Origin of the sequence: Rhizobium leucaenae USDA 9039, assembly GCF_000426285.1 — a bacterium.
GTDB classification, from domain to species: Bacteria; Pseudomonadota; Alphaproteobacteria; order Rhizobiales; family Rhizobiaceae; genus Rhizobium; species Rhizobium leucaenae.
This window is the reverse complement of record NZ_AUFB01000006.1, coordinates 233,142-253,579: the sequence shown is the minus strand read 5'-3', so window position 1 is coordinate 253,579 and position 20,438 is coordinate 233,142. Positions and strand designations below refer to the sequence as shown.

The 20,438-nt window shown below is 59.9% G+C and carries 18 protein-coding genes and 1 riboswitch; of the genes, 4 read left to right on the top strand and 14 right to left on the bottom strand.

Annotated features, from left to right (window positions below; genetic code table 11):
* Nucleotides 1-24: 24 nt before the first annotated feature.
* Entirely contained in the window at nt 25-3,735 is a 3,711-nt protein-coding gene (gene putA, locus K290_RS0112105; protein WP_425337588.1) for a trifunctional transcriptional regulator/proline dehydrogenase/L-glutamate gamma-semialdehyde dehydrogenase, read from the top strand.
* A gap of 91 nt (nt 3,736-3,826) precedes the next feature.
* On the opposite strand, the gene K290_RS0112100 is transcribed toward putA, so the two are convergent.
* From K290_RS0112100 to mctS, 7 genes are all read right to left on the bottom strand, one after another.
* Complete coding sequence (locus tag K290_RS0112100; RefSeq protein WP_028752174.1) at nt 3,827-4,426, bottom strand: TadE/TadG family type IV pilus assembly protein; 600 nt, start codon at nt 4,424-4,426, stop codon at nt 3,827-3,829.
* A gap of 1 nt (nt 4,427) precedes the next feature.
* Nucleotides 4,428-4,958, bottom strand: coding sequence for a TadE/TadG family type IV pilus assembly protein (locus K290_RS0112095; protein WP_028752173.1), 531 nt, complete (start codon nt 4,956-4,958; stop codon nt 4,428-4,430).
* On the bottom strand, nt 4,955-6,316 hold the full coding sequence (locus K290_RS0112090) for a TadE/TadG family type IV pilus assembly protein (protein ID WP_028752172.1): 1,362 nt from the start codon (nt 6,314-6,316) through the stop codon (nt 4,955-4,957). Before K290_RS0112090 ends, K290_RS0112095 begins: the two co-directional genes overlap by 4 nt.
* A 227-nt stretch (nt 6,317-6,543) precedes the next feature.
* Nucleotides 6,544-8,019, bottom strand: a complete 1,476-nt coding sequence (gene mctP / locus K290_RS0112085) for a monocarboxylate uptake permease MctP (protein ID WP_028752171.1) — start codon at nt 8,017-8,019, stop codon at nt 6,544-6,546.
* Nucleotides 8,009-8,206 carry a DUF3311 domain-containing protein gene (locus K290_RS0112080; RefSeq protein ID WP_028752170.1) on the bottom strand — a complete coding sequence of 66 codons (198 nt, stop codon included), beginning with the start codon at nt 8,204-8,206 and terminating at the stop codon, nt 8,009-8,011. Before K290_RS0112080 ends, mctP begins: the two co-directional genes overlap by 11 nt.
* A 270-nt stretch (nt 8,207-8,476) precedes the next feature.
* The gene (gene mctR, locus K290_RS0112075; RefSeq protein ID WP_028752169.1) at nt 8,477-9,121 is read right to left on the bottom strand and encodes a two-component system response regulator MctR; all 645 of its coding nucleotides are present in this window, start codon (nt 9,119-9,121) and stop codon (nt 8,477-8,479) included.
* Complete coding sequence (mctS, locus tag K290_RS0112070) at nt 9,118-10,503, bottom strand: two-component system sensor histidine kinase MctS (RefSeq protein WP_028752168.1); 1,386 nt, start codon at nt 10,501-10,503, stop codon at nt 9,118-9,120. The genes mctR and mctS overlap by 4 nt, the downstream gene beginning before the upstream one ends.
* 558 nt (nt 10,504-11,061) lie before the next feature.
* On the opposite strand from mctS, the gene K290_RS0112065 reads away from it, so the two are divergent.
* Nucleotides 11,062-11,292: a DUF1127 domain-containing protein gene (locus K290_RS0112065; RefSeq protein ID WP_028752167.1), complete on the top strand. Its 231-nt coding sequence runs from the start codon at nt 11,062-11,064 to the stop codon at nt 11,290-11,292.
* A 142-nt stretch (nt 11,293-11,434) separates the two neighbouring features.
* Here the strand turns inward: K290_RS0112065 and ribB are convergent, their stop codons facing one another.
* The 7 genes from ribB to K290_RS0112030 all read right to left on the bottom strand — a co-directional run bounded on the left by ribB (nt 11,435) and on the right by K290_RS0112030 (nt 18,417).
* A complete protein-coding gene (gene ribB, locus K290_RS34100) occupies nt 11,435-12,076 on the bottom strand; it encodes a 3,4-dihydroxy-2-butanone-4-phosphate synthase (protein ID WP_051264020.1) in 642 nt (213 codons plus the stop codon).
* 119 nt (nt 12,077-12,195) lie between these two features.
* Nucleotides 12,196-12,341, bottom strand: a riboswitch (FMN riboswitch).
* Between the two features lie 107 nt (nt 12,342-12,448).
* A complete protein-coding gene (locus K290_RS0112055; RefSeq protein WP_028752166.1) occupies nt 12,449-13,231 on the bottom strand; it encodes a glucose 1-dehydrogenase in 783 nt (260 codons plus the stop codon).
* Between the two features lie 103 nt (nt 13,232-13,334).
* On the bottom strand, nt 13,335-14,081 hold the full coding sequence (gene tpiA, locus K290_RS0112050) for a triose-phosphate isomerase (RefSeq protein ID WP_037135282.1): 747 nt from the start codon (nt 14,079-14,081) through the stop codon (nt 13,335-13,337).
* Nucleotides 14,081-14,869, bottom strand: a complete 789-nt coding sequence (locus K290_RS0112045) for an SDR family oxidoreductase (RefSeq protein ID WP_028752164.1) — start codon at nt 14,867-14,869, stop codon at nt 14,081-14,083. Before K290_RS0112045 ends, tpiA begins: the two co-directional genes overlap by 1 nt.
* 23 nt (nt 14,870-14,892) lie before the next feature.
* The gene (locus K290_RS0112040; protein WP_028752163.1) at nt 14,893-16,371 is read right to left on the bottom strand and encodes a sugar ABC transporter ATP-binding protein; all 1,479 of its coding nucleotides are present in this window, start codon (nt 16,369-16,371) and stop codon (nt 14,893-14,895) included.
* A 22-nt stretch (nt 16,372-16,393) separates the two neighbouring features.
* The gene (locus K290_RS0112035; protein ID WP_028752162.1) at nt 16,394-17,323 is read right to left on the bottom strand and encodes a sugar ABC transporter substrate-binding protein; all 930 of its coding nucleotides are present in this window, start codon (nt 17,321-17,323) and stop codon (nt 16,394-16,396) included.
* 113 nt (nt 17,324-17,436) lie between these two features.
* Nucleotides 17,437-18,417 (bottom strand): ABC transporter permease, encoded by a 981-nt coding sequence (locus K290_RS0112030; protein ID WP_028752161.1) that lies wholly within the window; start codon nt 18,415-18,417, stop codon nt 17,437-17,439.
* 224 nt (nt 18,418-18,641) lie between these two features.
* On the opposite strand from K290_RS0112030, the gene K290_RS0112025 reads away from it, so the two are divergent.
* Both K290_RS0112025 and K290_RS0112020 read left to right on the top strand, forming a co-directional pair.
* Nucleotides 18,642-19,451, top strand: a complete 810-nt coding sequence (locus K290_RS0112025; RefSeq protein ID WP_028752160.1) for a transketolase — start codon at nt 18,642-18,644, stop codon at nt 19,449-19,451.
* Nucleotides 19,451-20,407, top strand: a complete 957-nt coding sequence (locus K290_RS0112020; protein ID WP_028752159.1) for a transketolase family protein — start codon at nt 19,451-19,453, stop codon at nt 20,405-20,407. Before K290_RS0112025 ends, K290_RS0112020 begins: the two co-directional genes overlap by 1 nt.
* Nucleotides 20,408-20,438 lie beyond the last annotated feature (31 nt).

The window sequence follows — 20,438 nt, the reverse complement described above, 5'->3', positions numbered from 1 at the left end:
TCTAGATCACCACCGCCAATAGGTTTGAAAATGCTCAAAGTCGTCGCCGACGTCGCCAATTCCGACCCCAATTCCCCCCAGCCATTTGCGCAATTCGCACCGCCGATCCGCGAGCAGTCGGAGCTTCGCAAGGCCATCACGGCCGCCTATCGCCGGCCAGAGACCGAGTGCATGCCTCCGCTTGTGGAAGCGGCGAGGATTCCCGCCGGCATGAAAGGATCGGTGCGCGCGACGGCCCGCAAGCTGATCGAGGCGCTCCGCTTGAAGCATAAGGGCACGGGTGTCGAGGGTCTCGTTCACGAGTATTCGCTCTCCAGCCAGGAAGGCGTCGCTCTCATGTGTCTTGCCGAGGCGCTCCTGCGCATTCCGGATACGGCGACACGCGATGCCTTGATCCGGGATAAAATCGCCGAAGGAGACTGGAAGTCCCATATAGGCGGCGGCCGCTCACTTTTCGTCAACGCCGCGACTTGGGGCCTGGTCGTCACCGGAAAGCTGACGGGGACCGTCAATGACCGCAGCCTCTCCGCAGCCTTGACGCGGCTAATCGCCCGCTGCGGCGAGCCTGTGATCCGCCGCGGCGTCGACATGGCGATGCGCATGATGGGCGAGCAGTTCGTTACCGGCGAGACGATCGAGGAGGCGTTGAAACGCGCCCATCCCCTTGAGACACGAGGCTTCCGCTATTCCTACGACATGCTCGGCGAGGCAGCGACCACGGCTGCCGACGCCCGCCGCTACTATCGCGACTACGAGAACGCCATTCACGCGATCGGCAAAGCCTCCGGCAGTCGCGGCATCTACGAAGGCCCCGGCATTTCGATCAAACTGTCGGCTCTTCATCCGCGCTATGTCCGTTCGCAGTCGGACCGCGTCATGGGAGAGCTGCTTCCCCGTGTTCGCGAGCTGGCGCTGCTCGCCCGCAAGTACGATATTGGCCTGAACATCGATGCGGAGGAGGCGGATCGTCTCGAACTGTCGCTCGACCTGCTGGAAGAGCTCAGCTTTGACCAGGAACTCAAGGGCTGGAATGGCCTGGGCTTTGTCGTGCAGGCCTACGGCAAGCGCTGCCCCTTCGTTCTCGACTACATCATCGATCTCGCCCGCCGCTCGGGCCGCCGCATGATGGTTCGCCTCGTCAAGGGCGCTTATTGGGATGCCGAAATCAAGCGGGCGCAGCTCGACGGACTTCCCGACTTTCCGGTTTATACCCGCAAGATTCACACCGACGTCGCCTATGTCGCCTGTGCGCGCAAGCTGCTCGCGGCGACAGACGCCGTCTTTCCGCAGTTCGCGACCCATAACGCCCAAACACTGGCTACAATCTACCATCTGGCCGGTCCGGACTTTGCGGTCGGCAAGTACGAGTTCCAGTGCCTGCATGGCATGGGCGAACCTCTTTATGACGAGGTCGTCGGCCAGCAGAAGCTGGATCGCCCGTGCCGCATCTATGCCCCGGTCGGTACACACGAGACGCTGCTTGCCTATCTGGTTCGCCGCCTGCTCGAAAACGGCGCCAATTCGTCTTTCGTCAATCGAATCTCGGATGCGAACGTCTCGGTCGACGAACTCGTCGCTGATCCGGTCGATCTGGTCGAAGCAAATTCGCCGGTTGGCAAGCCACATGACCTGATCGCTCTGCCTCGCAATCTCTACGGAGGCGAAAGGCAGAACTCGTCCGGCATCGATCTTTCAAACGAAGCCGAACTCGACGCGCTCGCGGCCAATCTTGTCGCCACGACGCGGCACTCATGGCATGCCCTGCCTCTGCTCGCCGACGGATCCGTCGAGGGAGAGACGAGACCGATCCTCAATCCCGCCGACCACGGCGATGTCGTCGGCCAAGTCACCGAAATCAGGATCGATGCCGCCGCGAAGATCGCCCGGCTTGCGGCCGAGGGCGCGCAACAGTGGGCTGCCGTCTCTCCGGCGGACCGCGCGGCGTGCCTCGAGCGTGCCGCCGACATCATGCAGTCGCGGATCGAGACGCTGATGGGCGTCATCATGCGTGAGGCAGGCAAATCGGCGGCAAACGCGATCGGCGAAGTGCGCGAAGCGGTCGACTTCCTCCGCTACTACGCGGGACAGGCGCGCCGAACGCTCGGCCCCTCGCACGCGCCGCTTGGCCCGATCGTCTGCATCAGTCCCTGGAATTTCCCGCTCGCGATTTTCACGGGTCAGGTCGCCGCGGCACTGGTCGCCGGCAATTCGGTCATGGCGAAGCCGGCCGGTGTCACTCCGATCATCGCATTCGAGAGCGTCAAGATCCTGCACGAAGCCGGGGTGCCGCGGGGCGCACTGCAGTTCGTGCCGGGTAGCGGCCGCCTTGGCGCCGCGCTGATCGACGCGGCGGAGACCGCCGGCGTCATGTTCACGGGCTCCACCGGTGTCGCGAGACTCATCCAGGCGCAGCTTGCGAAGCGACTGTCCAACGTTGGAAAGCCGATCCCGCTAATCGCTGAAACAGGCGGCCAGAACGGCATGATCGTCGACTCGTCGGCCTTGGCCGAGCAAGTCGTCGGCGACGTCATCGCATCCGCCTTCGACAGCGCCGGTCAGCGCTGCTCCGCGCTGCGCGTCTTGTGTTTGCAGGAGGAGGTCGCCGATCGAACCCTGAACATGCTGAAGGGGGCGCTCCAGGAGTTGAGCATCGGTCGGACAGATCAGCTCCGCATAGACGTCGGGCCAGTCATCAATCATGAGGCCCAGGCCGAAATCGACGCCCATATCGAGAAGATGCGCGGCCTCGGCCGTAAAGTCGACCAGTTGCCGCTGCCGGAGACTGCAACGCTCGGCACCTTCGTGCCGCCGACCATCATAGAGTTGAAGAAGCTTTCGGACCTGACGAAGGAAATCTTCGGCCCCGTGCTGCACGTCATCCGTTACCGTCGCCAGGACCTGGACCGGCTGATCGACGATATCAACGGCTCCGGTTATGGCCTGACGTTCGGTCTTCACACGCGCCTGGACGAGACGATCGCCCGTGTCACCGGGCGGATCAAGGCCGGCAATCTTTACGTCAACCGCAACATCATTGGCGCCGTCGTCGGTGTCCAGCCTTTCGGTGGACGCGGGCTCTCGGGAACCGGGCCGAAAGCGGGCGGACCGCTCTATATCGGTCGTCTGGTCCAAAAAGCACCGGTCCCGCCGCAGCACAGCTCGTTCCATATTGACCCGGCACTCTCGGATTTCGCGCTCTGGCTTTCCGGAAAGGGCCGAAGCGACGATGCTGACGCGGCGCGCGAACTCGGCAGCCTTTCCGCAGTGGGTCTCGAAAAAGAGCTTGCCGGCCCTGTCGGCGAACGGAACGTCTATGCGCTTCATCCCCGCGGCCGAGTGCTTCTCGCTCCCGCAACGGAGCGAGGTCTCTATCGCCAGATCGCGGCAGCACTCGCGACCGGAAACCATCTGGTCGTCGATGAACGTACCGGACTTCATTCGACACTTACAGGTCTTCCAGGCAGCGTCGCCGCGCGCCTGGCATGGACGACGGACTGGAATGCCGATGGCCCATTCGCCGCCGCGCTGGTGGAAGGAGACGCAAAGCGCGTCCTTGAGATCAACCAACGCATCGCCGCGCTTGACGGACCGCTTGTCCTTGTCCAGTCGGCGATGACGGCGGAGCTTGAGAATGATGTCGAGGCCTATTGCCTGAACTGGCTTGTCGAGGAGGTTTCAACCTCGATCAACACGGCGGCTGCCGGTGGCAATGCCAGCTTGATGACGATCGGATAAGTCCCTTACGTTTGGCGGTGGCACCGAAATGCCGGGTGCCACCGCTCTTCATCCAGTTCTGTCTGCCGCTATCGTCGGACGACCTTCCGGCCTACTTGTAGGTGATGGTGTCGCCGACCCTTGGGCGGTTGAAGAAATGGCGATCGAAGGTATAGCCGTTCGTGCCGGTGATGGACGCAAAGAACGCCGAGACAGGGGTTGTCAATGTATATTGCACCCGCGTTAGCACGACCTGGACACCCGTTTCCTGTATCTGCGACGGTATGGTGATTGTGCTTGCCGTGCCGGAAGTAAGGGCTGTTGTATTGAGCGCGGCAGACCAGTTGACCGTTGCGCTGCCGGCGCTGCTGATATCGTTTACCGAGACCGTGATCGTAAGCCCCGTGGTGTCATAAGGCTGCAGGATGAAGCTGGCGCCGGTAAGAAGCTTTGCGACGTCAGCCTTTGTCCAGGTGCCCTGCTGGGAAATCATGTCGCCCGTAGTGGAGGCGATCTCATCCATTTTCCGGCTGACCGTGAGCGCATGGCCGAGATCAATGGCACCAAACAGCAGAACCACCAGGAGCGGCAATACGAGAGCGAATTCCACGCCCGAAGCCCCTGACCGATCGCGTACCAGGTATTGAATGCAGAATTTGGGGATACAGAATTTGGCCAACCGGCAAGAGGACAGGCTCCGTCTCGGGATCATGTTAGAAAGGCTCGTTGCGGAACAGAACGGAAGATCCGAGCAGGTAGCGGCCATCGGATAGCTCGGCGCTCGACAAGGTGAAAAAATTGACGACGGCAGTCCAGGGCAGAAACGCCTGCACCAGAATGTAGTCGCTGCCCTTGCCGATATTATAGGTCTCGGTGACGGCGAGCTTGCCGCTGCTGTCGATGGGATTGGTGCTGGCGACGGTTGATATGTCGGAAAGCACGTCGACCTTCACCAACAGATTGCCGGAGCATTCGAACGCCAACAGCATATCGTCACAAATTTGGCTTTTGAAATCGGCCAATGTGATCTTGGAGGACGCGGCCTCGCCGGTACGGATCGTTCGCGAGATCCTCTGCACCGAAGCGTCCAATGCAGAGTCGATGAAAAACATCAGCGACACTTCGATGATCGCGAATATGAACATAAACAGCGGCAGGGCGAGAATCGCGAATTCGATCGCAGCCACGCCGCGGCGATCGGCGAGGAAGCGGCGCAGAAGTGCAAACGGTTTTGCCTGCCTCATTGGGTCAGCCGGACGGATGTGAGATACTGAGTGAAAAGCGCTGACAGGCCTGCCGTGATGTCTGCCGAGGACGACGCAGAAATAAACAGGCTCTTGGAAGATGCGCAGTCGGCAAGCGCATAGGGGATGTAGTCTCGTCGCGTGATGCTGGTCGATACGCCGCTATCCATGGTGCCGCCCCAAGTGCTCTTCCACTTGGCGCTCGCCATGGTCGAGCCGACAGTTGCGTTGTAACCCCAGTCCGTGGTGATCGGCAGATATTCGGTATAAAGAACCGCCATGGTGGCGGACTGGTTCTTGATGTAGGCACACCAATCTGGATTAAGCGGCGCCACCTTGTTCCAGTATGACCCGGAAACGGCCTTGCTACCGTTCCATGTCACTCCGTTGATTACCCACTCGCGCTGTGACTGGACGCCGTCCGTCAGCAGAAGAACCAGTTTGAGCGGTTTGGACGAGGAGGTGCCATCGCCACCAGTCCCGACCATCTTCTTCAGCGCGGTCAAGGAGACGTCAAAATAGGTATAGGTCGTCGAGCTTGCGCTTGTGAGGCCGTAACTGTCGTCAACCAGGCGCTTGTGTGCAGTCGCGGTATCCAGCGTCGGAGCCAGAACTTCCGTAGCTGTGTCACCCAAGCTGTATAGTCCGACTTTAATGCGCGCATGACTGCTGTCGGACCTATCGATCATATCGAGCACTTCGCTGACTGCGTCCACGGCAACGTCGGCGCGCAGTTTTATACTCTTTGCGGTGCTATATTCGTAGTTGTTGGCGTAAGACTTACCGCTGACAGTGTGCGCGTCGCCCGTGTGGCAGGCAAATTGGCATCCGATGCCGGAATACATGGCCTGCTGGCCTGCCGTCGTTGCTGCCAGGAGCATCGACGGGGATTTGTCGATCACGATGTAGACGTTGAGATAGGATGTGGCTGGTCCTTCGACGGCACTTTCCACGCTGACGGGAACAGTCGCGATATTCGCGAGCTGCATCAAAGTCGTCGGAACAGTGCCGCTCGCCGTTGCCGTTATGCGATGGTTGGTCGTGTCGATCTCGATGTCGCCGAGCGAATAGCTGCTTTCCACCTGTGCATGGAACCAGTCGGACACCTTTTGCTTGAGAGCGTCAGAGTCATCGGTGTCGATCTGTTTGACGGCGGCGATCAAAGCCGCGTCAAGATCGCTCTGCATACTCTGCCTGACATTATAGGCGCGGATGTAGTCGAAGCTCGCGCCGACGGCGAGGATCATAGGCACCATGGTGAGGGCAACAACGATGGCGACGTTGCCGCCTGTGTCTCTTCGCAGACCACGAAGGGTTTCGACGAGCCGACTAAGCGAATATGAAAAACCCGAGCTCAAAAACCACCGTCACTTATTTCATAAAAATAATGGTGACGATGACGTACCGAGGAAGGTTAATCTTTTGCGCATTCTGACATGGTTCTGAGGAAAGCGTGCTGTCGCCCTGCTATTCCCTGCGCAAATTGTATATGTGTGCGGATTCTGGATATTAGTATGACAATTTCGCGCATGCCAATGTGAAAGAGCAGAGGACCGCAACATCGCGGCCCTCTGCTGGTCTTGTTTCAAGCCCGCGCCGCGGTCCTTGCCGGCACGACGGCATTGACCACGACCGCGACGGCGATGTTTGCCGCAAGCGCAAGCAGTCCGGTGTAGACGGTGAAGGGTTCTCCGCCGAGGCTGATCAGGTGCAAAGGCTTCCAGCCGGCATCCCAGACGAGGAAGGTGCCACCGGTGAAGCCGACGAACCAGCCGGCAAGCAAGCCCGGCGCGCGGAACCAGTTCGTATAGAGGCCGAAAACCAGCGCCGGCAGCGTCTGCAGGATCCAGATGCCGCCCAGCAATTGCAGGTCGAGCGCAAACTGCGTCGGCAGGAAGATGATGACCAGCAGGGCACCCACCTTGACCACGAGCGAGGTGATCTTGGCCACCTTGGCTTCGCCTGCGCTGCTCACCTTTGGATCGACATAGGCCTTCCAGAAATTGCGGGTGAAGAGATTGGCGGCGCCAATGCTCATCACCGCCGCCGGAACCAAGGCGCCGATTGCGATTGCCGCGAAGGCGAAGCCGGCAAACCAGCCCGAGAACAGCGTCTTGAACAAGGCCGGCACGACGTCATTGGGGCTATCGAGTTTCAGGCCGGCGGCATGGCCCATATAGCCGAGCAGGGCGAGAAGGCCGAGCAGCAGCGTATAGGCGGGCAGCAGGACGGCATTCTTGCGGATCGTCTTGCCGCTGTTCGAGGCGAAGATTCCGGTCAGCGTATGCGGATACATGAAGGCGGCGAGAGCCGAGCCCAAGGCGAGGGTTGCGTAGGCGACATATTGATTACCGCCCAGGAGCAGATTTCCCGATCCCTTGGCCTGGAATGCGGCATCGGCTGCAGCGAACACATTGGCGTAGCCGCCGAGTTTTGAGGGAATGAGCGCCACGGCAGCGATCACCACGACATAGATCATGATGTCCTTGACGAAGGCGATCAATGCCGGGGCGCGCAGGCCGGCCGAATAGGTGTAAAGTGCGAGCACGATAAAGGCGATCGCCAGCGGCAGTTCGCCGTGCAGCCCAAGCGCCTTCAGGACCGCGGTCATGCCGATGAGCTGCAGAGCGATATAGGGCATGGTCGCAATGACACCGGTTGCCGCAACGGCGAGTTCGAGCGCGCGTGAACCATACTGGCCATGCACGACGTCACCGGCGGTTACGTAACCGAAATCCCTTGCACGCTTCCAGAGAACCGGCATCACCATGAACACGAAGGGATAGACGACGATGGTATAAGGCAGGGCAAAGAAGCCATAGGCACCGACCGTATAGACAAGCGCCGGAACGGCGATCACCGTATAGGCTGTGTAGAAGTCGCCGCCGACCAGGAACCAGGTGATCCAGGTCCCGAAGCTTCGACCACCCAGGCCCCATTCGTCGATATGCGCAAGCGTGGCTGGTTTGCGCCAGCGGGACGCAACGAAGCCCAAAATCGTTACGAGCGCGAAGAAGAAGAGGAAGACGGCAAGCGCCGTGCTGTCGATGTCAGTCGTCATGGCGCACGCTCCGATAGGCGATAAAGGTCAGGAAGGCGGTGATCGGCACCCAGGCGAGCTGGTACCAGTAGAAGAAGGGAAAACCGAACAAGGCCGGCTCGCGGGTATTGTAAAGGGATGGCCAGAGCAGGCCGATATAGGGAATGACGAGCAGCCAGAGCGCTGCCTTGCTTCGTGGTTTTTCCATGTCGGATACCTTCCGGCGCCACAGGTGGCGGCAAGTTGCGGTTATCAGCGTGGAAGGTTGCGCGTATCAGGCGCTAGCCGAGGCAAACTCGTTCGTGCCGTCGCAGCCAGTGTCCCGGCTGAACGGAAGCAGACGTAGTGCATCTGAAATCCTCCCAACGGCTCGCCCTCCAGCAAGCCGCAGTGAAGTCCTATGGCGACGGTTTTCGTCAGACAAGATGGCTGGAGGAGTGAAATGGTGAGGCCTACCCAGAAGTGGGTAGGGCGCGATTCATCGCGTTTTGAGACTGATCCCATGATCGAGCGCATAGCGGATGAGCCCCGCGGTCGTCGCGATGTTGAGCTTCTTCTTGACGTTCTTGCGGTGCGTTTCGGCCGTGGCGGGCGTGATGCCGAGCGCCTCGGCCATCTCCTTGTTGCTGCTTCCGGAAACGATGAGGCCGAGGACATCGCGCTCGCGCGGCGTCAGGGGATCCGTATCATCTCCGCCCTTTCGCTCCATGAGCACGTCGACGACACCGGACGAGAAGTATGTTCCGCCCTGAGCAACCGTCTCGATGGCCGAAACGATTTCGTCGGTCGAGACATCCTTGAGGATGTAACCGGCGGCGCCACGCATCACGGAGGATGAGATGTATTCCCGGCTATCATGCATCGAGAGCATGACAACCCTTGTCTCGGGCAATTCGCTTCGAAAGAGTTCGATGGCGTCGATCCCGTTCAGCTTCGGCATGTTGATGTCCATCAGCACGACCTCGGGGCGCGTGTCGCGGCCGATGTCCAGGCCGGCCTGTGCGAGACCTGCCGTTCCTACGACGTCGATGTGGTCGTATGTGTCGAGCACAGCCTTTAGTCCGTCGATCACCAGCGGGTGGTTGTCGATCAGCAGCACCTTGATTCTGGGACGCTCGGTCATGCGGCTTCGACCTGATCGCCGGGCTGCAGATTGGCCGATTTCGGCATCATCGCCGTCAGCGTCGTGCCGGCGACCGTGCTGTCGATCAGAAGCAGGCCGCGGAAATGGGCCATTCGCTCCTGCATGTTGCGAAGACCCAGGCCACGCCCGCCGGCATCTGCCGATTTGGGATCGCCAAAGCCCGTGCCATTGTCGGAAATGATCATGCGCGCTCGCCCGCCGTCACTCCAGAGCCTGACCGCAAGGCGGCTTGCACCGGAATGACGCTCGACATTGTTGAACGCCTCCTGGGCAACGCGATAAAGAGCCGTGCTGGCCTCCGGCCTGAGCCGATCGACGAAACCGGACGCTTCGATTTCGGTCGCAATCCCGCTCCGCTCCTGAAAGTTATGGCACAAAGCCTCAAGTGCCGCGGTCAGACCCATGTCGTCGAGCACGCGCGGACGGAGATCGTGGGACAGCCGCCGAATCTCCTTGATCGCGCCGTTCAATGCCTCTACGCCGCGCTCGATCGTGAGGGCTGCATCGTTGACGTCGGTCCTGACCTTCCGGCCGGCGAGATCCATGGCATAGCGGACGCCGACGAGGTTTTGCGAAACACCGTCATGCAGCTCGCGGGCAAGCCGGGCGCGTTCCTCCTCCTGCGTGTCGATAACCCGTTGGGTCAGCTCCTTGAGCCTGCCGTCGGCCATGCGCCGCTCATGAAAGGTAAGCAGCATGCAGGTGGTGAAGACGACGATGACGGCAGGAACGGCAATCATCGCCACGATGATAAAGGTGCTTTTGATGCTGGCGCGCATGCTGGCATTTGCCGCCGCTGTCTGCGCATAGACGTCGTCGAGATAGACGCCGGTTCCGAGGACCCAGCGCCACTTGTCAAGGCCGACGACGAAGGACAGCTTGTCGGCCACCTGGCCGCTGGATGGCTTTTGCCACTCGTATTGGTGCAGGCCACCGCCCGCCTTTGCCGTCGCAATCAACTCGGCGATCACCTTGTCTCCGTTCGGATCGGTCAGATCGAGCCAGTTGCGGCCTGGCCGGAAGCTCTGGCGCGGATGGACGATATTGTTTCCGTCATAGTCGTAGACAAAGAAATATCCATCCTTGCCGTAGTCGAGCGAAGCGAGGATCGCCGCAACCTTTTCCTTGGCGGCCTGATCGTCCGCCGCAGCATCTCCATAGGTCGCCTGGATCGCCGAAACGGCAAGATGGGTCAGGTTGAGGATTTCGGTTTCCTTGGACTTCAGCATGTTCTGCTCGAAGGTCGCGATATTGACTTGCGTGAGGTTCGCCGACTGCCAGGTGATGAAACTCGTGATCGCCAGGATCGCGACCACAAGCGGAATGATCGCCAGCGCAATGATCTGGTGCCTTAGCGACAAGAGATGATCCTCCACGGTTTCCCGGCCGATTTCGTCCGTGTCTTCCCTTCACGAACCGCCGAAACATCTTGCACTAAAGAGGCAAGGATAATGCGTGGTCAAGTATAGTGCCTGCCGAGCGGGTGATTTGCCGCTGAATGGAGCGGGCAGATGACAGCGAGTCAAAGCCCGAGCATGTGGCGATGGTGTTGCATTCTTGCAACGATTTTCCGCTGATATTCTACAATGTGAAATTGTATGCTTGCCGATTAGCGGATCTCGTGTAACATAGCCGCATCCGCAATCAAATCAGAGGAGGCGTGAAATGAAATCTATTCTCATGTTTAATCGCTTCTCTGGCGGAGTGGCCGTGGTGGTGTCGATGCGATGCGCGTCGAATCCCGGCCATCAATGGCATCCAGGCTACTAAGCCCTCGGATTCTCTGCCCGTTTAGCATTTTTCTCGTTACCTTGACGTGACCGGTTACCGGAGCGATCGTTCGCATTTCCGCGTCGGTATTCGCACGTCTTTTGACCGTCGAAAGGACTCGGCTGCATCGTTGCGCCGGGAAAGAAACTATGCGCGAAGCACAATCTTTGGTTGCCGACACTCTTGCGGCGACAGTCGATGAACTCTGCCTGAAATTCGGCGTCCGGAAGACCGCGTTTGCGTTGTTCCTCGCCGTATGGAGGCATCAGCAAACGGTAAATCATACCTCTCAGCTCTCCAACCGCATGCGCCAGGATATCGGCCTTCCGGATGGTGAAGAAACCTCCGGATTTCCTGTTTGGAATTTCCGGGCATGGTAAGGGGCCGGACTGGCTACGGGGCGAGGGGTGTCAGATACGCCTCTCGCTCCATTCACGGCCGGCTCCGCGGAGGTCTGGAATGCTATGTGGGCATGGCGCGCCCGGTATTGGGGGCGCCCCTGCCAGCATCTATCTTTGACGATCAGGCGGCGGACATTGCCGGTGTCGCCAGATCGCGCTGACGAGCCAAGTAGGCGATCAAATCTTCGATCGTCACCAGCAGCAGGCCGTGACGTTCGGCGAATTTTTCGAGATCCGGAAGCCGCGCCATGGTGCCGTCGTCATTGGCGACTTCGCAGATCACCCCAGATCCAGAGTGGCCGGCAAGCCTTGCGAGATCGACGGCCGCCTCGGTATGGCCGGGACGTCCAAGCACGCCCGCCGGGTGCGCACGCAGCGGAAAGATGTGTCCGGGGCGGGCAAAGTCGTCAGGCCGCGTGCCTTTTGTAACGAGCGCCAGAACGGTCGCCGCGCGATCGGCTGCAGAAATGCCTGTCGTCGTTTCCGGAATATAGTCTACCGATACCGTGAAGGCGGTCTTCAGAACCTCGGTATTGCGCGGAACCATGAGGGGAATGTCGAGCTCATCCAGCCTTTCACCTTCCATGGCGACGCAGATCAATCCGCGCGCGTGGTTCATCATGAAGGCAATTGCCGCAGGCGTGATGGCATCAGAGGCAATCACAAGGTCGCCCTCGTTTTCCCGATCCTGATCATCAACGACAACAACGATCTCGCCACGCGAAATCGCCGCGATTGCATCTTCGATTTTAGAAATTGCCATGCACTTTGCCTTTCAAGGGTTAGCCGCTTTTGCGGCATCCAAGACTTCTTTCGAAGTCACTGTTTATCCCTTGGGCGAACAAGCCTGCGGACGCGCAACAACATCGGTTGCGCTCGCACGGTTGCTCTCTTCCATCCGGACTTTAACCGTCGGCCCCGGCCTCTCACCGGGTCTGCTGACCCTCCGCGATTTGCGGAGGCGCTCGCGGGCTCCGAGTTGCCTCGATACCGCCGGTGGGGAGTTTCACCCCGCCCTGAGAACGCTGATAAGATAGGCGATCGATATGGCCCTTCGCAAGAGGGCAGTTTCCCTCTCACTGTCTTTTATGCGACACAACCGGTGAACAGGTTGGTTTCTCCTAACCGACCGCAGTCAGGACATGATGAGACCGCCATCGACATTGATCGTCTGACCTGTGATGTAGGCCGCATCGTCGCTCGCGAGAAAGGTGACGAGGCCGGCGACGTCTTCGCCTGACCCGGCGCGCTTCATCGGAATGCCTTCGACCCACTCCTTCATCAACTCGCCGGGAGCGTAGTTGCCGAGGAGCTTACCCCAGGCCTGATCATTATAGGCCCACATGTCGGTCTCGATGATACCGGGGCAGAAGGCATTGACCGTTATGTTTTCGATGGCGACTTCCTTGGCGAGGCTTTGGGTGATCCCGACCACGCCCATCTTCGAGGCGGCATAGTGCGGCGTGTAAATGAAGCCGTCTCGTGCCTGTCCCGATGCGGTGTTGATGATGCGTCCGCCGCGACCATGCTTGCGCATGCGCAGGATCGCTTCCTGCGCGCACAGGAAGACACCCTTGGTGTTGACGGCCATGACCTTGTCCCACTCGCTTTCGGTCATGTCTTCGATCCGCGCGATCGTAATGACGCCGGCATTCTGGATCGAAACGTCGACCGAACCGAAGGCATCTTCCGTCGCGTCGTAAAGAGCCTTTACGCTTGATTTGTCCGTGACGTCGCCGACGAAGGAGATCGCTTTACCGCCATCCTTCCTGATCTGCTCGGCGACGGAGTGCACCGACTCTTCATTGGCGGAAACGACGAGATTTGCACCCTCTTTCGCAAAGCGCCTTGCGATGGCAGCACCAATGCCCCGGCTACCTCCAGTGATGACGACGGTCTTGTTTTCGAAGCGGTTCATTTGGATGTCTCCCGGTCAATCGCCGTCGTCCTCGCGAACGGCGCTTATCAAAGTCAATTTTCAAAGGCCCTCTTGGAGGCCCGACAAGCGATCGGCCTCGCCTTCAAGGGACGGCACGAAGTATCGCCGCGAAATCCGATGCCTTCAGGGAGGCTCCCCCGACAAGCGCGCCGTCTACACCGGCAATGGCAAATAGCGAGGCCGCGTTCGATGGCTTCACGGAGCCACCGTAGAGGAGCCGCATCTCATTGCCTTCCGCGCCAAAGCGCTTGATCAAGGCAGCGCGCAGGGCAGCGTGAACTTCGGCGATCTCGGCCTCCGTCGGAACGCGGCCGGTTCCAATTGCCCAAACGGGCTCGTAGGCGATGACGGTGTTGGCGGCACAGGCGTCGTCCGGAACAGATGCCGAAAGTTGACTTTCGACTACCGCGAGCGTCTTTCCGCCGGCCCTCTCATCCTCCGTTTCGCCGACGCAGATGATGGCCGTCAGTCCGGCGCGATAGGCCGCCGCCGCTTTGGCGGCGACGAGCGCGCTGGTCTCGCCATGGTCCGCCCGGCGCTCCGAATGGCCGAGGATCACAGAGGTTGCCCCGAGATCGGCCAACATGTCCGGGGCGATGTCGCCGGTATGGGCGCCCGACGACGACACGTGGCAATCCTGCCCGCCGATCCGCAGTTTCGAACCTCTCGCTATCGATGCGGCACGGTCGATCAGGGTGGCGGGTGGGCATATGATCGCTTCGGCTTTAGCGTCATCGGCCGCCGCCGCAATGGCGGCAATCTCGTTGAGGTCCGGGAGCACCCCGTTCATTTTCCAGTTTCCGGCGATCAGCTTGCGAGGCATCGTCATCACCAGCAGCAGAAGCCGCCGTCGACCAACAGGTCGACACCCGTGACAAAGCTTGCCGCCTCCGAAAGCAGGAATACGGCCGGACCAACCATCTCATCGACCGTCGCCATGCGCTGCATCGGCGTCTGCTCTTCAAACAGCTTTGTCTGGTGGACCATCTCCGGCCGGGTGTTCATCGGTGTCGCGGTATAGCCGGGCGAGATCGTGTTGACGCGAATTCCGCGGCCGACCCATTCCATCGCCAGGGACTTCGACATGTGGATGACGCCGGCTTTGGAAGCGTTGTAATGGCACTGGTTCAGGCCGCGATTGACGATGACGCCAGACATTGACGCAATGTTGACGATCGATCCCTTGCCCCTCTTGAGCATCGAGCGCGCCTCGGCTTGGCAGGAGAGGAAGACACCCTTGAGGTTGATGTCCATCAGCGTCTGATACTGCTCTTCCTCCATCTCCTCGGCCGGATTGGCGTTCGCGATGCCTGCCGCATTGAGCGCGAGGGAGAGGGGACCAAGTTCGGCATCCGTCCTCTCTACCGCTTCGGCAAGCGCTGCCTTGTTGGTCACATCAGCAGCAATCTGAATGGAGCGGCGCCCGGCCTTGCGCACGAATTCGGCGGTCTGCGACAGGCCATCGTCGTTGCGGCGGTCGAGCAACGCGATATCCGCGCCGCATTGAGCTAGACCGATAGCGATGCGCTGACCGATGCCGCTGCCGGCGCCGGTCACGAAGGCAACCTCACCGGAGAGATCGAAAAGCTTGGGAGCATTCAGAGTGATGTCAGGCATCGCTCTTCCTTTCTTGATGTCATTTAGATTGTAGCCAATTCCATAACGGAGACGTCGTTTGCCTGGTCACGCTCCAGGATTCCGGCCTGTTTTCCTTGCGCAAGGACCAGGATACGGTTCGATACGCCGAGAACTTCCTCCAAGTCGGAGCTGACCACGATGACGGCCACGCCCCTGTTCGCGAGGCCGACGATAATGTCGTAAATGCCGGCACGGGCGCCGACATCGATGCCTCGGGTCGGTTCATCGAGCACGACTACCTTGGGGTCGCGCATCAACCATTTTGCGATGACGATCTTTTGCTGGTTGCCGCCCGAAAGGTCGGAGGCAAGTTGATCGCCGCGGCCCTTGATGCCGAAGGTGGAAATAGCCCGCTTTGCGAAATCCCGCTTCATGGCGGAGGTAATCCAGCGGCCTCCGAACCGATCGAGGTTTGGGTAAACGAGGTTTTCAGCGATGCGGTGATTGACGACCAATCCCTGCAGCTTACGGTCTTCCGGCACCATAACCATGCCTCTCGCCACGGCATCGGCCGGGCTGCGCAGTTTCAGCGGCTCGCCATTGAGGCGTACCGTGCCGGACCTTATTGGATCTGCTCCGGAAATGGCGCGCACCAATTCGGTTCGCCCGGCTCCGACGAGGCCGGCTATCCCCAGAATTTCTCCAGCCTTTACCTCGAAACTGATATCGCGGAAGGAATCATCCACTGAGGTCAGCGCTTCGACCTGCAGCACCGGACGGTCCTGCGGCACCGGCAATGTCGGGAACATTCTATCGAGCGAACGGCCGACCATGCTTTCAACGATCGTGCGCACAGGGGTCGAGCTATCGGCAAATTCCTGAACCCGTTCGCCGTCGCGAAGAACAACGATGCGATCGGTGATCTGCTTGATCTCTTCCATTCGGTGCGAGATGTAGATGATCCCGACGCCCTCAGAGCGCAGTTTCCTGACCTGCTCGAAAAGCGCCTCGGTTTCCGCGCCGCCGAGTGCGGCCGTCGGCTCGTCGAGGATCAGCAGCTTCGCATCGAGCGCCAAAGCCTTGGCAATTTCAATAAGCTGCTGGTTGGCGGTCGACAGTCCCGCCACTTTGCGCGTGGCGGGAATATGCAGGTTCAGGCGCGAGAGCTGCTCCTGTGCGCGTTTGACCATTTGTGCCCGGTCGACGACGCCATTCTTCATCGGCCAGCGACCGATGAAGACGTTTTCGGCGATCGTCAGCTCGGGCAGCAATTGAAGTTCCTGGTGGATCAGGACCACGCCCTTGTCAATCGCCTCTCTCGGATTGGCAGGGGCATACGGCTGCCCCTGCCATGTCATGGAACCTTCGGAAGGCGTGCGCGATCCGGCGATGATGCCCGATAGGGTCGATTTGCCCGCACCGTTTTCGCCGAGCAAGGCGACGACCTCGCCCGGGAAGACATCGAGACTGACGTTCTTCAGGACTTCCAGAGGGCCGTAGCGTTTGGAAATACCCTTGAGTGTGAGCACCGGATCAGTCATCGCACCGCTCCCTTGGTTATTCTTACGGATGGTTGGCGATAAAGCCGGCCACGTTATCCTTGGTGGTCAGGGTCGCATCCAAAAGCTGAACCGGAGGCACTTTCTCGCCGCCGACGATCTTAACAGCATTGGCCACGGCATCGCGGCCCATTTTCTGGGTCTGCTGCGTCGCGGTCACGTCGAAGACGCCGTTCTTCAGCGCTTCCAGAGCTGCGGTGTCACCGTCGAAGCCACCGAGAGCAATCTTCTGCGAGGGGTTTGCGACCTTGATGGCCTGTGCAGCGCCGAGAGCGAGAGCGTCGGCCTGTGCGAAGACGATCGAGACGTCCGGATTGGCCTGAAGCATGTTCTGCATGATCTGGAAGCCTTCATCCTGGCTCCAGATGTTCGACCATTGCTCCGAGACGATCTTTACACCCGGATTTGCCTTGACGGCCTCCATGCAGCCCTTCGTGCGATCGACTTCCGGCGTCGTGCCCTTCTGGCCATGGATGATCACCATGTTGCCCTTACCGCCGGCCTTCTCGATGATGTACTTGCAGACGGCGTTTGCCGATGCGACGGAATCCGTAGCGAGGAAGGTATCGCCGGGTGCACCGTCGGCATTGCGGTCGACGTTGATGACCGGCACGTTCGACTGGTGGGCGAGCTTCACCGGAATAGTTGCGGCTGCGGCACCGGCAGGAATATAGATGAGCGCATCGATGTTCTGCGTGAGAAGATCCTGGACCTGATTGACCTGTGTCGGACCGTCGCCCTTCGCGTCAACGGTGATGACTTCGATGCCGCGGGTCTTTGCCTCAGCTTCCACGGCCTGCTTGATCTGGTTGAAGAAGTTTGCCTGAAGGTTGGCGACCGCCAGGCCGAGTTTCTTGACTTCCTTGGCCTGAACCGATCCCAGCGACAGTGCGAGTATGGCTGCCGTGGTCAAGAGAGTGCGGGAAAGTTTCATGAGTTCCTCCTTTGGTTTCAATGCGCCCTTGGAAACGTCCTCCGCCCTCGGGCTTTCATAATCCCCGTCCGCGCCGGAAGGGGAATTCCGGCTGTCGGCCTTAGCGGCCTGTCTTATGCCTTCCTCCGGCGCAGCGTTTCAGCGCCGACCGCAAGAACGATGACGACACCGATGATCACTTGCTGCAGGAATGGCGAGACGTTGAGCAGGTTGAGGCCGTTGCGCAAAACGCCGATGATGAGCACGCCGATCAGCGTTCCGCCGATGCCACCGGCGCCGCCCGACAGAGACGTTCCTCCGATGACCACGGCCGCAATGGTGTCGAGCTCGTAGCCAAAGCCGCTTGAAGGCTGGACGGCATCGAGGCGCGCAGCAAGGACGATCCCGGCAACGCCCGCCAAGATGGCGCAGACGACATAGACGCCGATCGTGACCACCTGCACATTGATGCCGGCGAGACGAGCAACCTCCGGATTGCCGCCGATCGCATAGAGCATGCGCCCCTCGGAACGGTATTTGAGAAAGAGCCACGAGACGATGACGATCGCCAGCATCAGGAAGACCGTCGCGGTCAGCACGCCGAAGTGACGGTCGATCGCCAGCATGGTGAACCAGTCGGGAAAGCCGACGATCTGCTGGCCGTCAGTAATCATATTGGCAATGCCACGCGCGACCGACATCATCGCAAGGGTGGCAATGAAGGCGGGGACACGGAAACTCGTGACCATCACGCCGACGATCAGGCCGCTGAGCGCGGACGCCAGGAGCGCCAGCGGGATCGCGACGGCCATCGGCAGGCCGGCAACATTCGCAACCCAGCCCATCACCATCATCGACAGCGCCAGAACGGAACCGACCGAGAGGTCGATGCCGCCGATCAGAATAACGAAGGTCATACCCACGGACATGACGCCGAGCACGGTGATCTGATCGAGGATGTTGAGCGCGTTGCGCACCGAAAGAAACCGGTCCGTCGCAACGCTCAGGAAAACGCAGAGTATCAGCAAGCCGATCAGCGGGCCTGTAGCCCCGCTGAGCCATGCAAGTGAGGTTCGCGGCTGCTGGCTTTGTTCGTTGACGCCCAATGCTGACATGGCTCCTCCACCCTCATGCCCGCCGCAGGTGATTTTCCTTCAAGCGTGCATAAATATGCATTCGTGTTGGAAAATTCATTAACAACTCATATTTGACCTGTCAAGCGCCGAAATCGGCTTACTGTTTTCGATCCATTCAGCAGGCAAACAATAAATGGACTTGACTGAGTGGCCATTTGTGCAAAAATATGTGCTACTGAATATTTATGCAACGAGGAAGCATCATGCAAGTTAAGGAACTTGAGCGCGTCGCGCGCCAGATACGCCTGCGCGACCTGCAAGCGGTCTATGACGCAGGTGCGGGACATATTGGCGGCGAGATGTCGGCCATCGACATCCTGACGGCGCTCTATTTTCGCGTTCTGAAGATCTATCCTAGCGAGCCGAGGCGGCCCGATCGTGATCGGTTCATTCTGTCGAAGGGCCACACCGCCTGTGCGCTGTATGTCACTCTCGCAAAGCGTGGGTTCATTGCGGAGGAGGAGATTTCGACATTTCTGCAGCCGCATTCCCGGCTCAACGGCCATCCCAATTGCAACAAGGTGCCCGGCGTCGAAACCAACACCGGTCCCTTAGGGCACGGACTGCCGGTCGCCGTCGGCGTTGCGAAGGCCGGCAAGCTGACCGGGGCCGGCTATCACACCTATGTCATGACCGGGGACGGCGAGATGCAGGAGGGATCCAACTGGGAAGCCATAATGGCCGCATCGCAGTTCAATCTGGACAATCTGACGCTTATCGTCGATCACAATCGTTTCCAGCAGGGCGCGGCGCTCGCAGATACCAACAATGTCGCCCCGTTACGGCCGAAACTCGAAGCATTCGGTTGGGAGGTCAGCGAAATCAACGGCAACGAAATGGCGCAAATCGTTCCTGCACTGGAGCATCGTAGCACGCGTCCGCACTGCATCGTCGCCCACACGAATAAGGGTCATGGCATCTCCTTCATGCAGGACCGGGTGGATTGGCATCATAAGGTGCCGAACAAGGAACAATACGAACAGGCTGTCGCAGAACTGTCGGAGGCGCTCTAATGGACACGTCCAACTCGAACCCCAATCTCTACGACTGCCGGGACGCTTTTGCTGCGACTTTGGAGGCGCTGGCGGCCGACGAGCAGACGATCATTGCGGTCTGCAACGATTCTGTCGGCTCATCCAAGCTAGGCAGCTTCAAATCTAAATTTCCGGAGCGACTGATCAATGTCGGCATTGCCGAGCAAAACATGGTCGGCGTTGGAGCAGGGCTCGCAAACGGCGGACAGATCCCATTCGTCTGCGGGGCCGCATGCTTCCTGACGGGCCGTGCGCTGGAGCAGATCAAGGCCGACATTTCCTATTCGAATGCGAACGTCAAACTGATCGGCATTTCCTCCGGCATGGCCTATGGCGAGCTCGGCCCGACGCACCATTCCATCGAAGATTTCGCCTGGACGCGTGTTCTGCCGAATCTTCCGGTCATCGCGCCATGCGATCGCATTGAAACGGCTGCTGCCGTGAAATGGGCGGCAAGCTATGCTGGACCCTGCTTCCTGCGCCTGTCGCGCGTTGGCGTTCCGGACCTGCTGCCGGACGGTCACAAGTTCGAACTCGGCAAAGCCAACGTATTGCGCGATGGAGGGGATGTGACCCTGATTGCCAACGGCACGCTGACGCATCGCATTCTCAAGGCGGCAGAAATCCTCGCGGCTCAGGGGATCGACGCCCGCGTTCTCAACATGGCAACCGTGCGGCCGATCGATGAGCAGGCTATCATTGCCGCCGCAAGGGAAACCGGCGCAATCGTGACGGCCGAGGAGCATTCGATCTATGGCGGCCTCGGCTCGGCAGTGGCCGAAGTGGTCGTCGACCACGCGCCTGTTCCGATGAAGCGCCTGGGCGTCCCTGGTATCTTTGCTCCGACGGGCTCGGCGGAATTCCTTCTGGATGAATTCGGAATGGCGCCTGATGCCATTGCCCAGGCGGCATTGGCACTTCTCAAGCGGAAGTGAGCTGACGCTGACAGCGCGCTTCCCGGGGCAT